Source organism: Caulobacter sp. (assembly GCF_965279145.1).
Lineage (GTDB): Bacteria > Pseudomonadota > Alphaproteobacteria > Caulobacterales > Caulobacteraceae > Caulobacter.
The window spans coordinates 3,725,227-3,743,631 of record NZ_OZ257139.1 but is presented as its reverse complement, the minus strand read 5'-3'; the positions used below and the strand labels follow the sequence as shown (position 1 = coordinate 3,743,631).

Annotated in this window: 16 protein-coding genes; 5 read left to right on the top strand and 11 right to left on the bottom strand. The window is 68.1% G+C overall.

The annotated features are described in order from the left end of the window. Positions 1–9 precede the first annotated feature (9 nt). Positions 10–1,563: a lytic transglycosylase domain-containing protein gene (locus tag ACQY9P_RS17465; RefSeq protein WP_421737946.1), complete on the top strand. Its 1,554-nt coding sequence runs from the start codon at positions 10–12 to the stop codon at positions 1,561–1,563. A 1-nt stretch (position 1,564) separates the two neighbouring features. Here ACQY9P_RS17465 and ACQY9P_RS17460 read toward each other — a convergent pair whose 3' ends face one another. After that, positions 1,565–2,056 carry a glycosyltransferase gene (locus ACQY9P_RS17460; protein ID WP_421737947.1) on the bottom strand — a complete coding sequence of 164 codons (492 nt, stop codon included), beginning with the start codon at positions 2,054–2,056 and terminating at the stop codon, positions 1,565–1,567. Positions 2,057–2,135: 79 nt separating this feature from the next. Between ACQY9P_RS17460 and ACQY9P_RS17455 the strand changes: the two genes are divergently transcribed. Both ACQY9P_RS17455 and ACQY9P_RS17450 read left to right on the top strand, forming a co-directional pair. Further along, entirely contained in the window at positions 2,136–3,221 is a 1,086-nt protein-coding gene (locus ACQY9P_RS17455) for a PA0069 family radical SAM protein (protein WP_421737948.1), read from the top strand. Position 3,222: 1 nt separating this feature from the next. After that, positions 3,223–3,774, top strand: a complete 552-nt coding sequence (locus ACQY9P_RS17450) for an SRPBCC family protein (protein WP_421737949.1) — start codon at positions 3,223–3,225, stop codon at positions 3,772–3,774. A 52-nt stretch (positions 3,775–3,826) separates the two neighbouring features. Here the strand turns inward: ACQY9P_RS17450 and ACQY9P_RS17445 are convergent, their stop codons facing one another. The 5 genes from ACQY9P_RS17445 to ACQY9P_RS17425 form a co-directional block, all read right to left on the bottom strand. Next, positions 3,827–5,077 (bottom strand): RNA polymerase sigma factor, encoded by a 1,251-nt coding sequence (locus ACQY9P_RS17445; RefSeq protein WP_421737950.1) that lies wholly within the window; start codon positions 5,075–5,077, stop codon positions 3,827–3,829. Then, entirely contained in the window at positions 5,074–5,445 is a 372-nt protein-coding gene (locus ACQY9P_RS17440; protein ID WP_421737951.1) for a YciI family protein, read from the bottom strand. Before ACQY9P_RS17440 ends, ACQY9P_RS17445 begins: the two co-directional genes overlap by 4 nt. A 72-nt stretch (positions 5,446–5,517) precedes the next feature. Further along, positions 5,518–6,537, bottom strand: coding sequence for an acyltransferase family protein (locus tag ACQY9P_RS17435; protein ID WP_421737952.1), 1,020 nt, complete (start codon positions 6,535–6,537; stop codon positions 5,518–5,520). 57 nt (positions 6,538–6,594) lie between these two features. Next, complete coding sequence (locus ACQY9P_RS17430) at positions 6,595–7,659, bottom strand: class I SAM-dependent methyltransferase (RefSeq protein WP_421737953.1); 1,065 nt, start codon at positions 7,657–7,659, stop codon at positions 6,595–6,597. A gap of 7 nt (positions 7,660–7,666) precedes the next feature. After that, positions 7,667–8,899, bottom strand: coding sequence for a class I SAM-dependent RNA methyltransferase (locus tag ACQY9P_RS17425; protein ID WP_421737954.1), 1,233 nt, complete (start codon positions 8,897–8,899; stop codon positions 7,667–7,669). Positions 8,900–9,154: 255 nt separating this feature from the next. Here ACQY9P_RS17425 and ACQY9P_RS17420 point away from each other — a divergent pair, with 255 nt between their 5' ends. Continuing rightward, on the top strand, positions 9,155–9,775 hold the full coding sequence (locus ACQY9P_RS17420; protein ID WP_421737955.1) for a glycine zipper 2TM domain-containing protein: 621 nt from the start codon (positions 9,155–9,157) through the stop codon (positions 9,773–9,775). An 86-nt stretch (positions 9,776–9,861) separates the two neighbouring features. Here the strand turns inward: ACQY9P_RS17420 and ACQY9P_RS17415 are convergent, their stop codons facing one another. Further along, positions 9,862–10,593: a TlyA family RNA methyltransferase gene (locus ACQY9P_RS17415; RefSeq protein ID WP_421737956.1), complete on the bottom strand. Its 732-nt coding sequence runs from the start codon at positions 10,591–10,593 to the stop codon at positions 9,862–9,864. A gap of 99 nt (positions 10,594–10,692) precedes the next feature. On the opposite strand from ACQY9P_RS17415, the gene ACQY9P_RS17410 reads away from it, so the two are divergent. Further along, the gene (locus ACQY9P_RS17410; RefSeq protein ID WP_421737957.1) at positions 10,693–12,180 is read left to right on the top strand and encodes an amidase; all 1,488 of its coding nucleotides are present in this window, start codon (positions 10,693–10,695) and stop codon (positions 12,178–12,180) included. A gap of 22 nt (positions 12,181–12,202) precedes the next feature. Here ACQY9P_RS17410 and ACQY9P_RS17405 read toward each other — a convergent pair whose 3' ends face one another. The 4 genes from ACQY9P_RS17405 to ACQY9P_RS17390 form a co-directional block, all read right to left on the bottom strand. Further along, the gene (locus ACQY9P_RS17405; RefSeq protein WP_421737958.1) at positions 12,203–12,568 is read right to left on the bottom strand and encodes an iron chaperone; all 366 of its coding nucleotides are present in this window, start codon (positions 12,566–12,568) and stop codon (positions 12,203–12,205) included. Between the two features lie 19 nt (positions 12,569–12,587). Then, positions 12,588–14,339, bottom strand: coding sequence for a class I adenylate-forming enzyme family protein (locus ACQY9P_RS17400; RefSeq protein WP_421737959.1), 1,752 nt, complete (start codon positions 14,337–14,339; stop codon positions 12,588–12,590). 609 nt (positions 14,340–14,948) lie between these two features. Continuing rightward, positions 14,949–17,672: a valine--tRNA ligase gene (locus ACQY9P_RS17395; RefSeq protein ID WP_421737960.1), complete on the bottom strand. Its 2,724-nt coding sequence runs from the start codon at positions 17,670–17,672 to the stop codon at positions 14,949–14,951. Between the two features lie 150 nt (positions 17,673–17,822). Continuing rightward, positions 17,823–18,368, bottom strand: a complete 546-nt coding sequence (locus tag ACQY9P_RS17390; RefSeq protein ID WP_421737961.1) for a DUF2497 domain-containing protein — start codon at positions 18,366–18,368, stop codon at positions 17,823–17,825. Positions 18,369–18,405: the final 37 nt, after the last annotated feature.

Sequence of the window (18,405 nt, the reverse complement as noted above, 5' to 3'; positions counted from 1 at the left end):
GGATACGCATTGCAGCTCATCGCTCGCCCTCTGGCCGTCTTGTCGGCCGTCGCCCTGTGCCTGTTCGCCGCCTTCGGCGTGCGCGCCGCCAGCCTTGAGCCGCTGTCCAAGGACGATGTCCGCTTTTACCGCGCCGCCTTCGCCGCCACCGACCGCGGTGACTTCGACGCCGCCGAGGCCGCTTTCGCCAATACCCGCGACAAGAGCCTGGAAGGCCGCCTGACCTATGCCAAGGTCATGCACCCGCGCGCCTACACCGCCGCCTATGACGAACTGACCGACTGGCTGAAGGCGCATGGCGACGAGGCGGGCGCCGACCGGGTCTACGCCCTGGCCGTCAAGCGCAAGCCTGCAAAGGCCGCCCCGCCCAGGGCGCCGGTTCTGTTCGTCGCTTCCGACAAGGGGCCGCCGCCGGCCGACAAGGCCCGAGGCGCCCGAGAAGCCTATTATTCCGGCGACGTCGCCAAGGCCCTGCAGCTGGCCAAGGCCAGCGGCGAGCGATGGATCGCCGGCCTGGCGTCGTATCGACTGGGTCAGCACACCCAGGCGCAGGACTATTTCAACCAGGTGGCGCGCGACGAAGGCCAGGATGACTGGCTGCGCGCCGCCGGATCCTTCTGGGCCGCGCGAGCCGCCAGCCTGGCCGGGCGAAGCGGCGACGCCCGCACGTTCATGATCCAGGCCGCTCACGCGCCCAACACCTTTTACGGCATGATCGCCGCGCGCCAGTTGGCCCTGGCCGGGGTCGCCGTGCAGGACGATCCCGACGATCCGATCGCCACCCTGATCAGCCGCTTCAACTATGACGGACCCGACGTCGAGTCGCTGGGCCATCTGCTGACCAGCGACGAGCGCGCCCGCCGCGCCGCCGCCCTGGCCCAGATCGGTCGCTGGGCAGAGGCCGGCCAGGAGCTGCGCGTCGGCCTGTCTCTGGCGCAGACCGAGAAGCTGCGGGGCGACTGGATGGCCCTGACCCTGGCCCTGAACGCCCGCGCGCCGCTGAACGCGGGGCGGCCCGTGGCGCGCCTCGGCTCGGAGGAATATCCCCTGCCCCCGCTGGAGCCCAAGGGCGGCTTCACGATCCACAAAGCGATGGTCTATGCGCTGGTGCGCCAGGAAAGCCGCTTCGATCCGATGGCGGTTTCGGGCACCGGGGCGATGGGCCTCATGCAGCTGATGCCGATCGCCGCCGCCCGCGCCGCCGGCGACGACAAGCTGCTGGCCGACAATACGCCGCTGCTGGACCCGGCATTCAACTTGCGGGTCGGTCAGGACTATTTCACCTGGCTGATGGATCGCGGCCTGCAGAGCAACGACATGCTGCGCGCCGTGGCGGCCTATAACGGCGGACCGGGCACCCTGCTGAAGACCCAGGCCCAGCTGGGCGCCGATTGCGACAGCCTGCTGCTGATCGAGAGCCTGCCCGCCGTCGAGACCCGGAACTATGTCGAGAAGGTCGTGGCCTCGTACTGGACCTATCGCCGACTGATGGGCGCCGAGACCCGCACCCTGGACGCCATCGCCAGCGGGGCCCGCGAGGCCGATTTCCGACTGGACCTGTAGGTCAGTAGACGAGCCGCTTGGCGCCGACCGCTCGGGCCAGTCGCGCCAGATCGCCCTCGCCCGCCCGAAAGCCGCCGATGGCGTCGTAGCGACGCACCGACAGCAGCAGCCCCTGTGACGGCGGCGACGGCAGACGCTGAAACCATGAAAGCCCCGGACGCGGCAGCCAGGCGGCCCTGTCCCAGCCGCTGTTGAGCTGCTTCTCCACCGCCGCGCGCCAACCCTCGGGCAAGACCGCGTCGGCCCTCAGGATCAGCAGCCAGTCGCCCCGCGGACCAACGCAAGCCGCCGCCAGCCGTTCGCCGACATCGCCGCGCCGCGTCACGACCCGCGCCCCGCAATCCTCCGCGATGGCCAGGGTGTCATCGGTCGAACCGCCATCGGCCAACACCACCTCGCGCACCAGACCGTCGACGGCCGCCGGCACGAGGCTGGCCAGACACGCCCCGATGAGATGGGCGCTGTCCTGGGTGGGGATGACGACGGTGAGCATGATCCCTGCTTCAGCGCGTCAGAGGGATCGGTCAAGCCTGGTTCTTGTTATGTTCTCATTTCGAGACTAAGGTTTGTTCATGCCCGCTCCCGCCCACCTCAATCGTGTCGCCCTGAAAGGTCGCGGCGCGCGGACCAACGACAGCGGTCGCTTCGAGAGTTTCCGCTCCGAAGCCTTCGAGGATGGCTGGACCGAGGAGGACGAGGCCGCGCGACCGCTGGTCACGACCATCCAGCCGATGAAGTCCAAGACCATCATCGCCAAGAACGACAGCCCCGACATCAGCTTCAACCGCTCGATCAATCCCTACCGGGGCTGCGAGCACGGCTGCATCTACTGTTACGCCCGCCCGGCGCACGCCTATCTGGGGCTGTCGCCAGGCCTCGACTTCGAGTCCCGGCTGTTCTTCAAGCCCGAGGCTGGCAGGCTGCTGGAGCGGGAGCTCTCCAAACCGACCTACAAGCCCCAGGTCATCCACATCGGCGGCGACACCGATCCCTATCAGCCGCAGGAAAAGACCCTGCGCGTCACCCGGGCGGTGATCGAGACTCTGAGCCGGTTCAACCATCCCTTCACGATCATCACCAAGTCAGCCTTGATCACCCGCGACCTCGACATCCTGGGGGCCATGGGCAAGGCCGGGCTGGCGCGGGCGGCGGTGTCGGTGACCACCCTGGATCGCCGGCTGGCCCGCAGCATGGAGCCCCGCGCCGCCACGCCGGAGCGACGCATCGACGCCATCCGCCAGCTGGCCGCCGCCGGAATACCGGTCACCGTGATGTTCGCGCCCTCGATCCCGTCGCTGAACGACCACGAGATGGAAGCGATCCTGCAACGCGCCGCCGAGGCTGGAGCCACCTCGGCCGGCTATGTGGCGTTGCGCCTGCCCCTGGAGATCAACGACCTCTTCCAGCAGTGGCTGGCGACCGATCATCCTGATCGCGCCAAGCGGGTGATGTCGCTGGTGCGCCAGATGCGCGGCGGCGCGGCCTATGCTTCCGAATGGGGAACCCGCATGACCGGCGAGGGACCGGTGGCCGAGGTGATGAGCCAGCGCTTCGAGGTCGCCCGCCGACGCTTCGGGCTGGATGCGCCGGTCCAGAGGATGGACGTCGGAGCGTTCAGGGTCCCGGCCAAGGCCGGCGACCAGCTGAGCCTGTTTTGAGATGGCCGCCTGCGCTCTCGACGCCGCGCCGATCGAGCGCATTGGCGAAGTCATTGCCTTGCTGATCCGGAACAGGCCGATGGGCGATCCCGCTGTTGTCCACGACACCTTCGTGCTCGAGCGCGACTACCCGGTCTCTCCGGAGCGGGTGTTCGCCGCCTTCGCCAATCCTGAGGCAAAGCGGGCCTGGTTCGCGGAAGGCCACAACCACGACCTCGAACGCTTCGAGATGGACTTCCAGGTTGGGGGCGTCGAGATCAGTCGCTACCGAGTCAGACCGAGCGGCCGGTTCGCGGGCGTCGTCCTGTCCAGCGACGGAACCTATCTGGACATCCAGCCGGGCCGGCGGATCGTGATCGCCTCGATCCTGGCCATGGCGGGCGTGCGCCTTTCAGCCTCGCTGGTCACCCTCTCGTTCGCCCCCACGACGGAGGGAACCCGGCTGACCTGCACGCATCAGGGCGCGTTCTTTGAGAACGCCGACGGACCGGAAAGACGCAAGACCGGATGGCGGCGGCTGCTCCACCAATTGGCCGAGGCGCTGGATCGATAAGGCTTAGAAAATTCCGCCAAACTCCTGAAACAGTTAGGCTTCAGCGACAGGCTTAAGGTTGGCCAACGCGCGCCAGGCGGTCGAGGGTCTGGCGAATATGGGCCGCCTCGGCGGCCGTGCCGGCCAGGGCGATGGCGCGGTCGAAGGCGATCCGGGCCTCGTCGTCGCGCCCCATCTGCAACAGGAACGCCCCACGCGCGCCGTGGAAGTGGAAGTAGCCGCCCAGACGCTGCTCCAGCGGCTCGACCATGGCCAGGGCGGCCTCGGGTCCGCGCACCTTGGCCACCGCCACGGCGCGATTCAGCGTCACCACCGGCGAAGGCTGCATGCGCTCCAGCGTGGCGTACAGTCGGTCGATGCCGCCCCAGTCGGTGTCCTCGGGCGTCGCCGCGCGGGCGTGCAGGGCCGCGATCGCCGCCTGAACCTGATACGGGCCCGGCTGACGCCGTCGCATCGCCTTGTCGATCAGGGCCAGCCCCTCATCGATCATGCGCCTGCTCCAAAGTCCGCGATCCTGATCGTCCAGCAAGACAGCCACGCCCTGCTCGTCGAACCGCGCGGCCGACCGCGCGTGCTGAAGCAGCATCAGGGCGGTCAGGCCCATGATCTCGGGCTCGGCCGGGAACAGGCGCAGCAGCAGGCGCGCCAGGCGAATGGCCTCGTCGCATAGCGGCCCCCTCGCCTCCACGGCCGCGCCGCTGGCCGAGTAGCCCTCATTGAAGACCAGGTAGAGCATCGCCGCCACGGCCGCGAGGCGCTCGGCGCGCTCGATCGGGCCCGGCGTCTCGAAGGCCGCGTCTCCGCCGGCCACACGGGCCTTGGCGCGGGTGATACGCTGCTCCATGGCGACTTCGGTGACCAGGAAGGCCCTGGCGATCTGCCTGACCGACAGGCCCGAGATCACGCGCAGGGCCAGGGCGATCTGCTGGGTGGCCGGCAGGTCCGGATGGCAGCAGATGAACAGCAGGCGCAGGACGTCATCGCGGTAGTGCGACCCGTCCAGCCGTTCGGCCAGATCGGTCTCGGCGTCCTCGAGGTTCGACAGCAGTTCCTCGGGCGGCAGCGACTGATGGCGACTGCGCCGTCGGCTGGCGTCAATCGCGGCGTTGCGCCCGACCAGGATCAGCCAGGCGGTGGGATCACGTGGCGGTCCCTTGGTCGGCCAGTTGCGCAGGGCGCGCAGGCAGGCGTCCTGAAACGCCTCCTCGGCCGCGTCGAGATCACGGAAGTAGCGCAAGAGGGCGGCCACCGCCTGGGGACGGGCGGCGGCGAGCGTCGCGTCGAGCCAGGCGGGATCGGTCATGCGGGCAGCGATCCGGGGCGCATCAGAGCCATCGGACGGATCTCATAAGAGCCGCCGGGATTGGCGACGCCCAGTTCCTTGGCGGTCTCGATGGCCTGGTCCAGGTCGACGCATTCGATCACGAAGAAACCCAGAAGTTGCTCCTTGGTCTCGGCGAACGGGCCGTCCAGCACCAACGGCGGTTCGCGGTCCTTGCGCAGGGTGGTGGCCGCCGTGGTCGGCATCAGGCGAGCCACGGGCCCCAGGCGACCGGCCCGGGCCAGCCTTTCCTCGACCACGCCGAGATCGGCCATCACCTTGTCGTTGTGCTCCTGCGACCAGGCGCAGACGGTGTCTTCGTCGTGATAGCAAAGGATGGCGTAAAGCATGGGCGGGCTTTCCTCGTCTGGTCCCAGGACGAACCAGCATGCCGCGCTCCGACAGCCCGCGCGCCAAAAATTTCAGGCGGTGGCGAGACGCGCCTTCAGCCAGCGCCGGACCGGGATGTCGTAGATCTTCAGCATCATCCAGGCGCCAAACACGATCAGCACGACCGCGCTGGCGATGAAGGCGGCGGGGTAGCCCTGGCCGCCGACGGCGCGAAACAGGCGCAACAGGAGCTCCCACAGCACCCAGTGCAGCGCGTAGAGCGGATAGGACACCTCGCCGCTGAACCGGCAGATCACGGCGGCGCGGCCGGTCGGGTCGCGGTGTCCCAGCAGCACGATCAGGGGAAACACCACGGCCACACAAACCAGGTCATAGGTGGCGGTGTAGTCCAGCGGCGGCACGGCCAGAACGGCCAGCAGCGCCAGCGCCAGCAGCCCGGCGGGAACGCTCACTCGCACATAGGCCTGCATCCGGTAGCAGGCCCATCCCAGGGCGAACGGGAAGATCGTACGGATCACGCCGATCCAGTAGGTGGCGCGATCCCAGCCGGTCTGCACCCCGCCCATGCCATAGGCGATGGGGATCAGAACCCCGCCCGACACCACGATGATCAGCACCAGCCAAAGCGTCGACACACGTCGGACAGGCAGCCACAGCGCCCCGGCCAGCAACTCCAGAAAAAGCGACCAAGCCGGCGGATTCAATGGGAAAAGCGGCGAGAAACTATCCTCGTGCGTGACCCAGATCCTGGGCAGCAGCACAAGCCCCATCACCAGGCATTGGAGGATGCTGGAGCGGTGCCCGATCATCACCAGGGCGCCGGCGATCATCGACAGCGCCATCAGCGGCCAGACGCGGACGAGGCGCGCGCGCATGAAGGCCAGCCAGCCGAGCGAGCGATCGCCATAGGCGTGGGCCAGCACGAAGCCGCTCAGGCAGAAGAAGAAATCCACGGACAGATAGCCATGAGCCATCAGCCAGGGGCGACTGGTCCAGCCGCCCAGATGGTACAGCAGCACGCCCATCGCCGCGACGCCGCGCAGGCCGTCCAGGGCTTCGTAGCGCCGTCCGTGTTGGATTGATCGTCCCAAGCCTGCTTCGCCCCTCGCCCCGCCGCTTAGTGCCGGGCGTCGCGGCCGACGTCCAGCCTAGCGCTTCTCGAACAGCATGGCCTTGGTCAGGAAGGCGCGGTCCTCGCCGACCAGATGCAGGCCCGCGGCGCTGAACAGCGCCGACAGATCGGCCTGGGCGTAGGTCGAGTAGTAGGGCTCGTGGAAATAGGCCGGAAAGGCCTCCAGCAAACGCTCCAGATCCGGCTCGTCACGCGGCTGCACCGAGTCGACGAAGACCAGAACACCGCCGGGCTTCAGCGTCCGCGCGATGGCGGCGGCCACGACGGGTCGAACGCGGGGCGGCAGCTCGTGGAACAGATAGACACAGGTCACCGCGTCCAGCGATCCGTCGGCGAACGGCATGGCCTCAGCGTTAGCCTGCACCGCGCCCAGGCCCGTGCGCTTGCGCGCCTTGGCCAGATAGGCCGAGGACAGGTCAAGTCCCGCGATCGCGGCGCGGGGAAAGGTGGCCCTCAGGTCGCGCAGGAAGGCGCCCGAGCCGCAGGCCGCGTCGATGATCCGCAGGTCGCGCTGATCGCGGCCGCGCCAGTGTTTCGCCAGCAGCGACAGCCCCCGCCGCCGCATCGCGCCGGCCGTGCCCGCGAACAGGGCTTCGACCTGGGCGTCGTAGCGGCGAGCACTCTCGTCGGTGAACCAGCCGCCGGATTGATAATGGAAGTTCTGCCGGTAATAGTTTGGATAGGCTTCCGTTTCAGGCTCGGACCTGACCTCAACGCCGTCACCCCGGCGACGGCGTTGATCGACGGCTAGCGCGTCCGTCAGGAAGTCCAGGACCTGCAACAGCGACTTCACCGGGCGGGCCGGCGCATCCTCCATGGCGGGATAGAGGCCGTCGGCGACGTCGCGGGCGTCCTTCTCGAACGCCTCCAGATAGACCCGGCGCAACCGCTCTTTCGACACGGGCGCGCCTTGCGGCTTGAACGTCTGGGCCGCCTCGCCCTGGGTTGGGCGCGTGATGGCGCGGGCCAGACCACCCGTCGCGGTCCACCAGGCCGCCTTGGCCGCGGCCCTGGCGCGCTGGCCGACCGCGTCTAGCGCGAAGGCGCTTCGCTCGCGCCGAGTGGGAGCGTTGTTGTCCATGCCGACCTCATCGCGAGAACACCCCGACCAGTTCAATATGGGGTGACCAGACGAACTGGTCCACAGGCAGCACCTTTTCCAGCCTGAACCCGGCGTCCACCAGCATGCGCGCATCGCGGGCGAAGGTGGCGGGATTGCAGGAGACGCTCACCACCCTGGCCACCTTGGACTTGGCGATCTCGACGGTCTGTTCGAACGCGCCGGCGCGCGGCGGATCGATCACGACCACGTCGGTCTTGGCCAGTTCCATGGTCAGCACGGGACGGCGCACCAGATCGCGGGCCTCGGCGGTGATCGGCTTCAGGCCCGGCGCGCCGCCGATGGCGGCCTTCAGCGCGGCGATGGCCGGCGCGGCGGAGTCGGCGGCATGGACCGCGGCGATCTCGGCCAGGCGGAACGTGAAGGTGCCGGCGCCGCAATAGAGGTCGGCGATCCGCGTCGCGCCCTGGGCGGCCTCGACGGCGAAGGCGACCATGGCCTTCTCGGCCTGGGGCACGGCCTGCAGGAACGAGCCGGGCGACAGAGCCACCACGGCAGGACCCAGCTTCACCATCGGCTGGCGGGCCATGTAGACGACTTCGCCGGCCAGGGTGACGCGGGCGAAATCGCCCTCGCTGGCCGCCATGGCCGCCACCATCCGCGCGTCGGCCGACAGGCCGCCGCTCTTGGCTTCAACGCCGGTGATATCGATGTCGAGGCCGGTGGCCGTCAGGGTGACATGCAGGGTCGGCGCGGACTTGGGATGCTCCAGGAACGGCTGGGCCAGACGGGCCAGAGCCGGGAAAGCCGCGACGAGGCGCGGATCGGCGACCGGGCATTCCTCGATCTTGACCAGGTTCCAGGAGCGGCGCTCCTTGAAGCCCAGGCGCACGCCGCCCTTCCCGCCCCGGGCGTGCAGGGCCACCCGTCGACGCGATCCCGCAGGAGCCGCGAAGGTCGGCAGGATTTCGGTCTCAAGGCCCTCGTGCGACAGCTGGAGGCGGACAAGATCCGCCTTCCAGTCCAGATAGGGCTGCTGGGCCCAGTGCTGGCTGGTGCAGCCGCCGCATTCGCCGAAGTGCTTGCACGGCGGCGTCACGCGATCGGGGCTGGCGTCGAGAATGTCGACCAGCTCGCCGCGCAAGCCGTCCATCTTCACCGTCACCCGCTCGCCCGGCAGGGTCAGGGGGACGAATACCGGGCCTTGTCGGACGAGGCCGTCGCCCTGGGCGCCGACCGCGTCGATGATCACTTCACGCATTCCGTATCCATTCTCGCGGCGGGAACCTTCAACGGTTCCAACCCTTTCAAGCCCGCGGCCGAGTTGGCCGCGCGACGCCGAGGCGCAATGGCCTCTCGCGGTGTCCATACCCTCAATCGCGCCGCTTGGCATGAACGAAGATGAACACCCCACTCAAGGACCGTTCATGTTCGCGCGACCATGGTGGCCTCATCGGGTGGTCGGGCGTGCTTTCGGCTGACCTAAAAAAGCCATCCGCGGGTTTGAGAAAGTCGCATGACCAACAGGACGCCGACCATGAAGTTCGCTCTTTGCGCCGCCGTCGCGGCGATCGCCGCCGGCGCTTTCGCGCCCACCTTCGCCAGCGCCCAGGCCTACGGCCAGCCCAGCTATCGCGGCGCCTATGACAACAGCGGGACCTATTACGATCCCTGCCGCCGCAGCACGACGCAGCGCGGCACGGGCGGTGGTCTGGCCGGCGCGGGCATCGGCGCGGCGATCGGCAGCGGCATTTCGGGCAACGGCGCCCGGACCGAAGGCGCGGTGCTGGGCGGCCTGCTCGGCGCGGTGATCGGCTCGAACATCGGCAAGAACTCGGCCGCCTGCACGCCGGGCGCGGTTCCCCCGCCGCCTCCGCCCCCACCTTCGGCCTACAACACCTATGACAACAGCTATGAAGACGCCCGCGACTCTCGGGATGCGCGCTACGAGGATGCGCGCCGAGACGCGGATCGTGACGCCTATCGCCGCGATTCCTATCGGGTCACCGAGCGCTCGGCCGACATCAACGGCTGCACCCTGGCCGAAAGCCCGATCTACCTGCCCGACGGTCGCGTCCAGAAGCGCTTCGTGCGCGTCTGCCCCGACGCCCAGGGCCGCTATCAGGTTGTAGACTAGTCCCTGAAAGACGGGCCGGCGCTCTGGGTGCGCCGACCCGTCGATCCGGCAGCAGACGGCCGTTCGCATCCGCGAGCGGCCGTTTTCTATTGGCGGCGCGCCCAGATCAGGCCTTCGACCTGACCATCGCCGCCCGTGATCGGGCTTTCCGCCTGGCCCATCACGGTCCAGCCGGAGTCCTCGAAAAATTCAACGATCTCGCGATGCACCCGGGCGATGGTCTCTGGATCCTTGACCAGTCCGCCCTTGCCCACGTGCTCGCGCCCGGCTTCGAACTGCGGCTTGACCAAAGCGACGATGTCCGCGCCCGACGCCGCCAGATCCATGGCGGCCGGCAGGGCCTTGGTCATCGAGATGAAGCTGACGTCGCTGACGATCAGTTCCGGATCTTCCTCGATCCAGCTGGTGTCGAGGATGCGGGCGTCTGTGCCTGACAGGTCCACGACCCGCTCGTGATCGACCAGACTGTGGTGCAACTGCTCGCGGCCGACATCGACGGCATAGACCTTGGCCGCGCCGCGCTTCAGCAGCACCTCGGTGAAGCCGCCCGTCGAGGCGCCGACATCGATGGCGACCTTGCCTTCGACGGCGATCGGCCAGAGATCCAGGGCATGAACCAGCTTCAGCGCGCCGCGACCGACCCAGGGGTGAGCCAGGGAAGCGCGAATCGATACGTGCTCTTCCACCATCTCGGAGGGCTTGAGCACGAGCACGCCATCGGCGCGGACAAGCCCGGCCTCGATGGCTTCACGGGCCTTGGCGCGGCTGTCGAACAGGCCGCGCTCCATCATCAGAACATCAACACGTCTACGGGTCATGGACGGGGTTTAGCATGGACTTGCGGCCAAGGTCGCTTCGGGTTCAACTGAACATTGTTAACCGGCGCGCCAAGACGCCGGTCGCCAGGGAGTAACCTCATGAATTTCAGCCGCCGTGGCCTGTTGGCCGCATCCGCCGCGATCGCCGCCGCCTCGTCCGCCGACGCCAAGCCCAGGACATCCGCCGCGCCGCCCGCCTGGACGCCCGACGCCACGGAACTGGCCGGCCGCATCCGCCGCAAGGAGGTGACCGCCGCCGAGGTGGTCGAGGACGCCATCCGCAAGGCCGAGGCCCTGCAGCCCAAGGTCGGGGCCCTGGTGACCTCCGATTTCGACCGGGCGATGGACAGGGCCCGGAGCGGCCAGCAGGCGGGCCCCTTCGCCGGCGTGCCGTTCCTGATCAAGGACCTGGATCCCTACAAGGGCCTGCCCACCCGCTATGGTTCGCGCAGTTCGCTCGGCGCGCGGCCCGCCAAGGAGCAGACCACCTTCATCGACGCCTATGACCGGGCCGGCCTGATCGTGATCGGAAAGTCGGCCACGCCTGAATACGGCTTCCTGCCGACCACCGAGCCGATGGGTTTCCTGCCGACGCGCAACCCGTGGAACCTGAAGCACTCGTCCGGCGGATCCTCGGGCGGCGCGGCGGCGGCCACGGCCTCGGGCATGGTGCCGTTCGCCCACGCCAGCGATGGCGGCGGCTCGATCCGCATCCCCTCCGCCAACTGCGGCCTCTTTGGCCTGAAGCCCTCGCGCGGACGGATGATCGAGGGGCGGCCCAGCAGCAAGGGCATCGACCTGTCGGTCGCCCACTGCGTCGCCCACAGCGTCCGCGACTCGGCCGCCCTGTTCGCGATCAGCGAGCGCACCGAAGCCGGCTCGCCGTTCGCTCCGATCGGCGTCGTCACGACGCAGACCAAGAAGCGCCTCAGGGTGGGCCTGCTGCTGGAAACCGGCACGGGCAAGCGCCCCGACCCGGAAGTCGTCGCGGCCGTGGAAGGCGCCGCCAAGCTGATGGCCAGCCTGGGTCACCATGTCGAGCCGACCCATTGGCCGATGGACGGCGCGCAGTTCGGACGGGACTTCACGGCCCTGTGGTCGACCGGCGCGGCGGAGCTGGCGGCCGGGGTCGGCAAGGCCATGGGCCGCAAGGCTGACGCCAGCGTGCTGGAGCCCTTCAGCCTGGGCATGGCCGAGCTGGTCTCGGCCCTCAAGCCGGGCGACCTGGAAGCCGCCGTCGGCCGCCTGAAGGCCGCCTCGCAGGCCTATGACGCCTGGCTCACCCGCTATGACGTGATCCTGTCGCCCGTGCTGGGCAGCCCGCCGGTGGAACTGGGCTTTGTCAGCGGCGACGTGCCGTTCGAGACCCTGCAGGCGCGCCTGATGGACTATGTCGGCTACACCCCGGTGCAGAACGTGGCCGGCGCGCCGGCCATGAGCGTGCCGCTGCACTGGACGGCCGACGGCCTGCCGGTCGGTGTTCACTTCTGCGCGCGGATCGGGGCGGAAAAGACCCTGCTCGAACTGGCCTATCAGCTGGAGGCCGCCCAACCCTGGGCGCACCGCAGGCCGCCGACCTCGCTCTAGGCGGCCGGGGCGAGCGGGACCATCAGGCGCACCCGCTCGCCTTGCGCGCCTTCACGTCGGCCAGGATGTCGGCGATGACGTCGAAGTCCATCCTGTCCGGCCTGCGCCAGCGTATGCAGCCCTTGCCGCAGCTGGCCGCACCCAGGCGATCGCCGAAGCGCTCGATCGCCCCCTGCCCCGCATAGAGGGCGATATGCTGTTTCTGGCTGTTGAACGCGATCCAGGGCGCCTTGGGATCGCCGTAGGCCGGCATGCCGAAAGCCATCAGCTCGCTGTCGGCGCCGAAGGTCTCGCGGCACAGCGATCGAAGGCGGTCCAGCGCCGGGCGGCGTTCGAGGTCGACCTCCCGCAGGAAGTCATCCACGCTCGCCGCCGTCGACTGGACCATCATCGCCTCCGGAGAGGGCTTACCCCTCGACGAAAACCTTCTTGAGCTCGTTCTTCATGATCTTGCCGTTGGCGTTGCGGGGCAAGGTCTCGTGCCAGAACACCACCTTGACCGGCACCTTGAAGGCGGCCAGGCGTTCGGCGACGAAGGCCCGCAGTTCGGCCTCGGTAGCCTCGGCGCCGGGCTTGAGGGTGACGACGGCCGCCGGTTCCTCGCCCAGGGTCTTGTGCTCGATGCCGACCAGGGCCGCGTCCATCACGGCCGGATGGTCATACAGGCAGTTCTCGACCTCGATGCAGTAGATGTTCTCGCCGCCGCGGATCAGCATGTCCTTGGCGCGGTCGATGATGAAGCAGAAGCCCTCGGCGTCGAGACGCGCCAGATCGCCGGTCTTCACCCAGCCGTCGATGAAGGTCTGGGCGGTGGCTTCCGGCTTGTTCCAGTAGCCGCGCACGACTTGCGGGCCGCGGCACCACAGCTCGCCCACCTCGCCGATCGGCAGCTCGCGATGGGGCTCCTCGACGGACATGATCTTCAGGTCGGTGACCGGCACGGCCGGGCCGCAGCTGTCGGGACGGTTTTCGTAGTCCTCGGCCGAGTTGCTGGTGGCGGTGGCCGAGGTCTCGGTCATGCCCCAGCCGTTGCCGGGCGCGGCCTTGGGCCAGACTTCCTTGATCTTGCGCACCAGTTCGGGAGCCGAGGGCGCGCCGCCATAGGCCACGGCCTCGATCGAGGACAGGTCATAGCTTTCGCGATTGGGATGCTCGATGATCTGCCAGGCGATGGTGGGCACGCCGCCCACCGAGGTCAGGCGCTCATCCTGGATCAGCTGCATGGCCTTGTCGGGATCCCACTTGCGGATCATGGCCAGCTTGGCGCCGCCGAACAGCGAGGGGTTCAGCACCGCGAAACAGCCCGTGGCGTGGAAGAACGGCACGGAGATCAGCGAGCCCTTCTGCGGCAGGCTGGGATCGGGCTCGGGCGGGGCCTCACCGCGACGCAGATAGCTGCGCGCGCCGGCCGCGGCGGCCGCGAAGATATTGCTGTTGATGTTGCGATGGGTGCCGATGGCGCCCTTGGGCTTTCCCGTGGTGCCGGAGGTGTAGAAGATCGTCGCGTCGTCATCGGCCGCCAGCGGTGTGGTCGACAGCGGCTTTTCCTCGAGCGCGGCCCAGTCATTGGGGCCGCCGATCACCGCCTCAAGGTGCGTCACATAGGGGTGGCTGATCTCCTCGGGAGACCGGCTCACATAGACGCATTGCAGCTCGGGGCAGTTATGCAGGTGCTCGGTCAGGCGCTCATAGCGCTCGACATCGACCACCAGGGTCTTGGCGCCGGAATCCAGCAGGCCGTATTCCAGCTCGGCGCCCGTCCACCAGGCGTTCAGCGGGGTGACGATCGCACCGATCGACAGGGCCGCGTAGAAGGCCACCGGCCATTCTGGCAGGTTGCGCATGACGATGGCGACGCGGTCGCCCTTCTGCACGCCCTTGGCCGCGAGTTCCGCCGCGAACACGGTGACGGCCCGGTAGAAGGCCTCGAAGCTGACCCGCTCGTCCTCATGCACCATGAAGAGCTTGTCGCCGTGGGTCCGCCCCATCATCAGCGTGTCGCGCAGGGTCGGCGGCGCGTTCTTCCAAACCCGGGTCTTCACGCCCCGGATCTCGACCTCTTCCATCTCGCCGGGCGTCCCGGGCTGGGTGATCAGGGCATAGGCCTGCTGCACCGACATGGCGGGCCAAGGCTTGGAGGCGGGGGCGGCCTGGGTCATCGTTACTCTCCCGGTGTGGTCGCGCCTTATTCAATGAGCGCGTTCGATTGCGAGAAAGCACAGCAGACGACGCGATGCAAACGTCCGTTCGAACGTAAGGGAACAATGATAAGTTATAGGGCTTCCGGAAGGGAACTTCCGCCCCCTTGCCAATCCTGGGGGCAGCTCCAAGGCATGGCGACGCGGCCTCACGCGGCTCAGCCGCTGAGTCGATGGGGAGGGTGCGAAGCGCCCGGGCTCCGCCCGGAGGATTTGCGGAATAAAGTACCGTTTCGACGAAGTCTGGCGCTTCGCGCGGCCTTCAGACGGAAGCCTTCGGATCGCGGGGTTTTAACCCGCCCCGAATGAGGCCCCCGGCGGGCGGAGGGTTGGCGCCCTCCGGACCGCGCGGGCGATTTCAGCCCGCGCCTTGATCCCGCTCGACCACACCCGAAAGCCGCCTCGGTCGCCGTACGTGCGCCCTCCCCGTGCCTTCAGGTGAGAAGCATTATCGGGCCACCCAGGACGCGGGGGACGGAAAAAAGCGAGAAAATCGCAAGCGTTTGAATTGGTTGGGCGCGAGGCGGCTCTATCCCCATGAAAAGCGGGGATAGAGCCTGTTCTGGTCCCTCAGCCCACCGCCGCCAGCCGCCCCAGCGCCGCTTCCAGCTTGGCCTTGGCGGCTTCGGCCTCGGCCAGCCGTTCGCGGTTTTCGGTGATCGCCTCTTCCTTGGCGCGGGCCAGAAAGTCGGGATTGCCCAGCTTCTTGGCGGCCTTTTCGATATCGACGGCGTGGCCGGCGATTTCCTTGGTCAGGCGCGCCTTCTCGGCCGCCAGGTCGATGAACTCGGCGATGGCCAGTGCGCCGGTCGCCTCGCCCAGCACGAAGGGCACCGCGCCGCTCGGCGGGGCTTCGGCCTCGCGGGCGCTGTCCAGGCGCGCCAGGGTCAGCAGCAGGTCGCGGTGACGGGCCAGGCGCGCCTTGGTCTCGCCGCTGGCGCCGATCACCGTCAGCGGCGGCTTGGCGCCCGGCGGCACGTTCATCTCGGCGCGGACCGAGCGGATCTCGCTGACGGTGTCGACCAGCCAGCCGATCTCGACCTCGGCATCGGCGTCGATCCAGCTTTCCGGAAACTCCGGCCACTTTTCGACGATCAGCATGCCGTCGCGCTTGGGACCGAACACGGCGGTCTTGTCCCACAGCTCCTCGGTGATGAACGGCATCACCGGGTGCAGCACCTTGAGGATCACGTCGAGAGCCCAGGCGGCGGTGGCGCGGGTCTCGGCCTTGGCGGCGGCGTCGTCGCCGTTCAGGATAGGCTTAGCCAGCTCCAGATACCAGTCGCAGAAAACGTTCCAGATGAACTTGTAGAGCGCGCTGGCCGCCGCATCGAAGGCCGGCGCCTCAAGGGCGCGCGTGACCTCGGCGACGGTCTTGACCGTCTCGCCGCGGATCCACTTGTTGATCGGCTGCTGCACGGTCGACGGATCAAAGCCCTCGACACGGACGCACTCGTTCATCTGGGCGAAGCGCGAGGCGTTCCACAGCTTGGTGCCGAAGTTGCGATAGCCCTCGATGCGCTGCTTGGACAGCTTGATGTCGCGCGCCTGGCCCGACATCGCCGTCATGGTGAAGCGCACCGCGTCGCAGCCCAGCTCGTCGATCAGGACCAGCGGGTCCAGGACATTGCCCTTGGACTTGCTCATCTTGGCGCCCTTCTCGTCACGGACGAGGGCGTTGATGAACACCTGCTTGAACGGGACTTCGCCCATGAAGTGGATGCCCATCATCATCATCCGGGCGACCCAGAAGAAGATGATGTCAAAGCCGGTGACCAGGGTGCTGGTCGGGTAGAAGCGGGCCAGATCCTCGGTCTTTTCGGGCCAGCCGAGGGTCGAGAACGGCCACAGGGCCGAGCTGAACCAGGTGTCGAGAACGTCTTCGTCGCGCTTCAGCACCGGCGCTTCATCGCCGTAGTGCAGGATGGCGGCGGCCAGGGCTTCCTCCTCCGTCTCCTCGACGAAGATGTGGCCGTCTTCACCGAACCATGCCGGAATCCGGTGCCCCCACCACAGCTGGCGCGAGACGCACCAGGGCTCGATGTTGCGCAGCCATTCGAAGTAGGTCTTTTCCCAGTGACGGGGCTCGAAGACGGTGTCGCCGTTCTCGACCGCCTTCAGGGCCGGCTGGGCCAGGGTCTTGGCGTCGACATACCACTGGTCGGTCAGGAAGGGCTCGATGACCACGCCCGAACGGTCGCCGTGCGGGACCATGTGCTTGGTCTTCTCAATTTCCTTCAGCCAGCCCTCTTCCTCGGCGCGGGCGACGATGGCCTTGCGCGCGACAAAGCGATCCATGCCGACATACTCGGCCGGCACAGCCTCGTTCAGCTTGGCCTCGACGGTCAGGATATTGATGACCTCAAGCCCTGCCCGCTTGCCGACGCCGAAGTCGTTGAAGTCATGGGCCGGGGTGATCTTGACCGCGCCCGAGCCCTTGGTCGGGTCGGCATAGTCGTCGGCGACGATCGGAATGCGACGGCCGACGATCGGCAGGGTCACGAACTTGCCGACCAGGTCCTTGTAGCGCTCATCCGTCGGGTGAACCGCGACGCCGGTGTCGCCCAGCATGGTCTCCGGACGCGTGGTGGCCACGACGATATAATCTCGGGTCTCGAATTCCGTGGCCTTGCCGTCTTCGTCGAAGGCGACCGGGTACTGGAAGGTGACGCCGTCGGCCAGCGGATAGGCGAAGTGCCAGTAGGCGCCGTCGACCTCCTTCTGCTCGACCTCGAGGTCGGAGATGGCGGTCTGGAACTGCGGGTCCCAGTTGACCAGGCGCTTGTCGCGATAGAGCAGCTTTTCCTTGTAGAGCTGCACGAACACCTTGCGAACGGCGGCCGACAGGCCCTCGTCCAGGGTGAAGCGCTCGCGCGACCAGTCGCAGCTGGCGCCCAGGCGACGCAGCTGCTCGACGATCGTGCCGCCGCTCTCGGCCTTCCATTCCCAGATCTTCTCGACGAAGGCCTCGCGACCCAGGTCGCGGCGACCGATATTGCCGGCGGCGGCCAGCTGGCGCTCGACCACCATCTGGGTGGCGATGCCCGCGTGGTCGGTGCCCGGCAGCCACAGGGCGGCCTTGCCGCGCATGCGGTGGAAACGCGTCATCACGTCCTGCAGCGTGTTGTTCAGCGCGTGGCCGATGTGCAGCGAGCCCGTCACGTTCGGCGGCGGGATGACGATCACGAACGGCTCGGCGTTCGGGTCCTCGCTCGGCTTGAAGGCCCCGGAGGCCTCCCAGGCGGCGTACAGGCGGGGTTCGACGGCTTTGGGATCGAAGGTCTTGTCAAGCATGGCGGTGCGGGTATGCCATCTGCGGCCGCCGCGCGAAACCGGGCGACCTGGATTCAGGAAGAATTTGAACGGAAAAAGGCGGCCGCCACGGCGACCGCCTCTTCAGGTTTCGAGGTCCGCGCCCGGCAGAGGCCAGGGCGAGACCCGATATTATACGCCGCGACCGCGGGCGATGCGGTGGACTTCTTCCTCGACCTTGGCCTCGACGATGCGCGGCAGGTTCTGGTCGAGCCATTCCTTGAGCAGCGGGCGCAGCAGCTCGCGCACCACGTCTTCCAGCGTGCGACCGTCCTTGGGCATCAGCAGGGCCGAGCTCAGGCTGCCGAAAGCGCTGGCGGCCAGGCTGGCGGCGTGATCGCCAACCAGGTTGTCAGCCACTTCGTCGCGATTGAACGACGGCGACGACGGCGGCGTGTACGACGGTTCCGGCTCGGGCGCGGGCGGCGAGTAGACGTCCAGGTCCCCGACGCTTTCCAGCGGCTCCGGCTCGTACGACGGCTCGGGCTCCATCGGCTCGGTCAGTTCGAGAACATCGTCTTCTTCGGGAGCTTCGAAGACGGGCTCGGGCTCCGGCTCGGGCGGGGGCGGCGGCGCGGCGGCCTCGGGCTCCGCCGGCGCGTCATCTTCGGAGATGATGCGCCGGATGGAGGCGAGGATCTCCTCCATCGTCGGTTCTTGAGAGCTCTGGTCGGACATGTGCGGGGCCGTCGGAAAGAGGTACGAATCCTTGCGC

Bases quoted from the DNA above. Each gene is read 5' to 3' on its own strand.
- ACQY9P_RS17430 (WP_421737953.1), bottom strand. From the start codon at position 7,659: ATGGACAACAACGCTCCCACTCGGCGCGAGCGAAGCGCCTTCGCGCTA.
- ACQY9P_RS17460 (WP_421737947.1), bottom strand. From the start codon at position 2,056: ATGCTCACCGTCGTCATCCCCACCCAGGACAGCGCCCATCTCATCGGG.
- ACQY9P_RS17445 (WP_421737950.1), bottom strand. From the start codon at position 5,077: ATGACCGATCCCGCCTGGCTCGACGCGACGCTCGCCGCCGCCCGTCCC.
- ACQY9P_RS17455 (WP_421737948.1), top strand. From the start codon at position 2,136: ATGCCCGCTCCCGCCCACCTCAATCGTGTCGCCCTGAAAGGTCGCGGC.
- ACQY9P_RS17420 (WP_421737955.1), top strand. From the start codon at position 9,155: ATGACCAACAGGACGCCGACCATGAAGTTCGCTCTTTGCGCCGCCGTC.
- ACQY9P_RS17450 (WP_421737949.1), top strand. From the start codon at position 3,223: ATGGCCGCCTGCGCTCTCGACGCCGCGCCGATCGAGCGCATTGGCGAA.
- ACQY9P_RS17440 (WP_421737951.1), bottom strand. From the start codon at position 5,445: ATGCTTTACGCCATCCTTTGCTATCACGACGAAGACACCGTCTGCGCC.
- ACQY9P_RS17410 (WP_421737957.1), top strand. From the start codon at position 10,693: ATGAATTTCAGCCGCCGTGGCCTGTTGGCCGCATCCGCCGCGATCGCC.
- ACQY9P_RS17395 (WP_421737960.1), bottom strand. From the start codon at position 17,672: ATGCTTGACAAGACCTTCGATCCCAAAGCCGTCGAACCCCGCCTGTAC.
- ACQY9P_RS17415 (WP_421737956.1), bottom strand. From the start codon at position 10,593: ATGACCCGTAGACGTGTTGATGTTCTGATGATGGAGCGCGGCCTGTTC.
- ACQY9P_RS17390 (WP_421737961.1), bottom strand. From the start codon at position 18,368: ATGTCCGACCAGAGCTCTCAAGAACCGACGATGGAGGAGATCCTCGCC.
- ACQY9P_RS17425 (WP_421737954.1), bottom strand. From the start codon at position 8,899: ATGCGTGAAGTGATCATCGACGCGGTCGGCGCCCAGGGCGACGGCCTC.
- ACQY9P_RS17400 (WP_421737959.1), bottom strand. From the start codon at position 14,339: ATGACCCAGGCCGCCCCCGCCTCCAAGCCTTGGCCCGCCATGTCGGTG.
- ACQY9P_RS17405 (WP_421737958.1), bottom strand. From the start codon at position 12,568: ATGGTCCAGTCGACGGCGGCGAGCGTGGATGACTTCCTGCGGGAGGTC.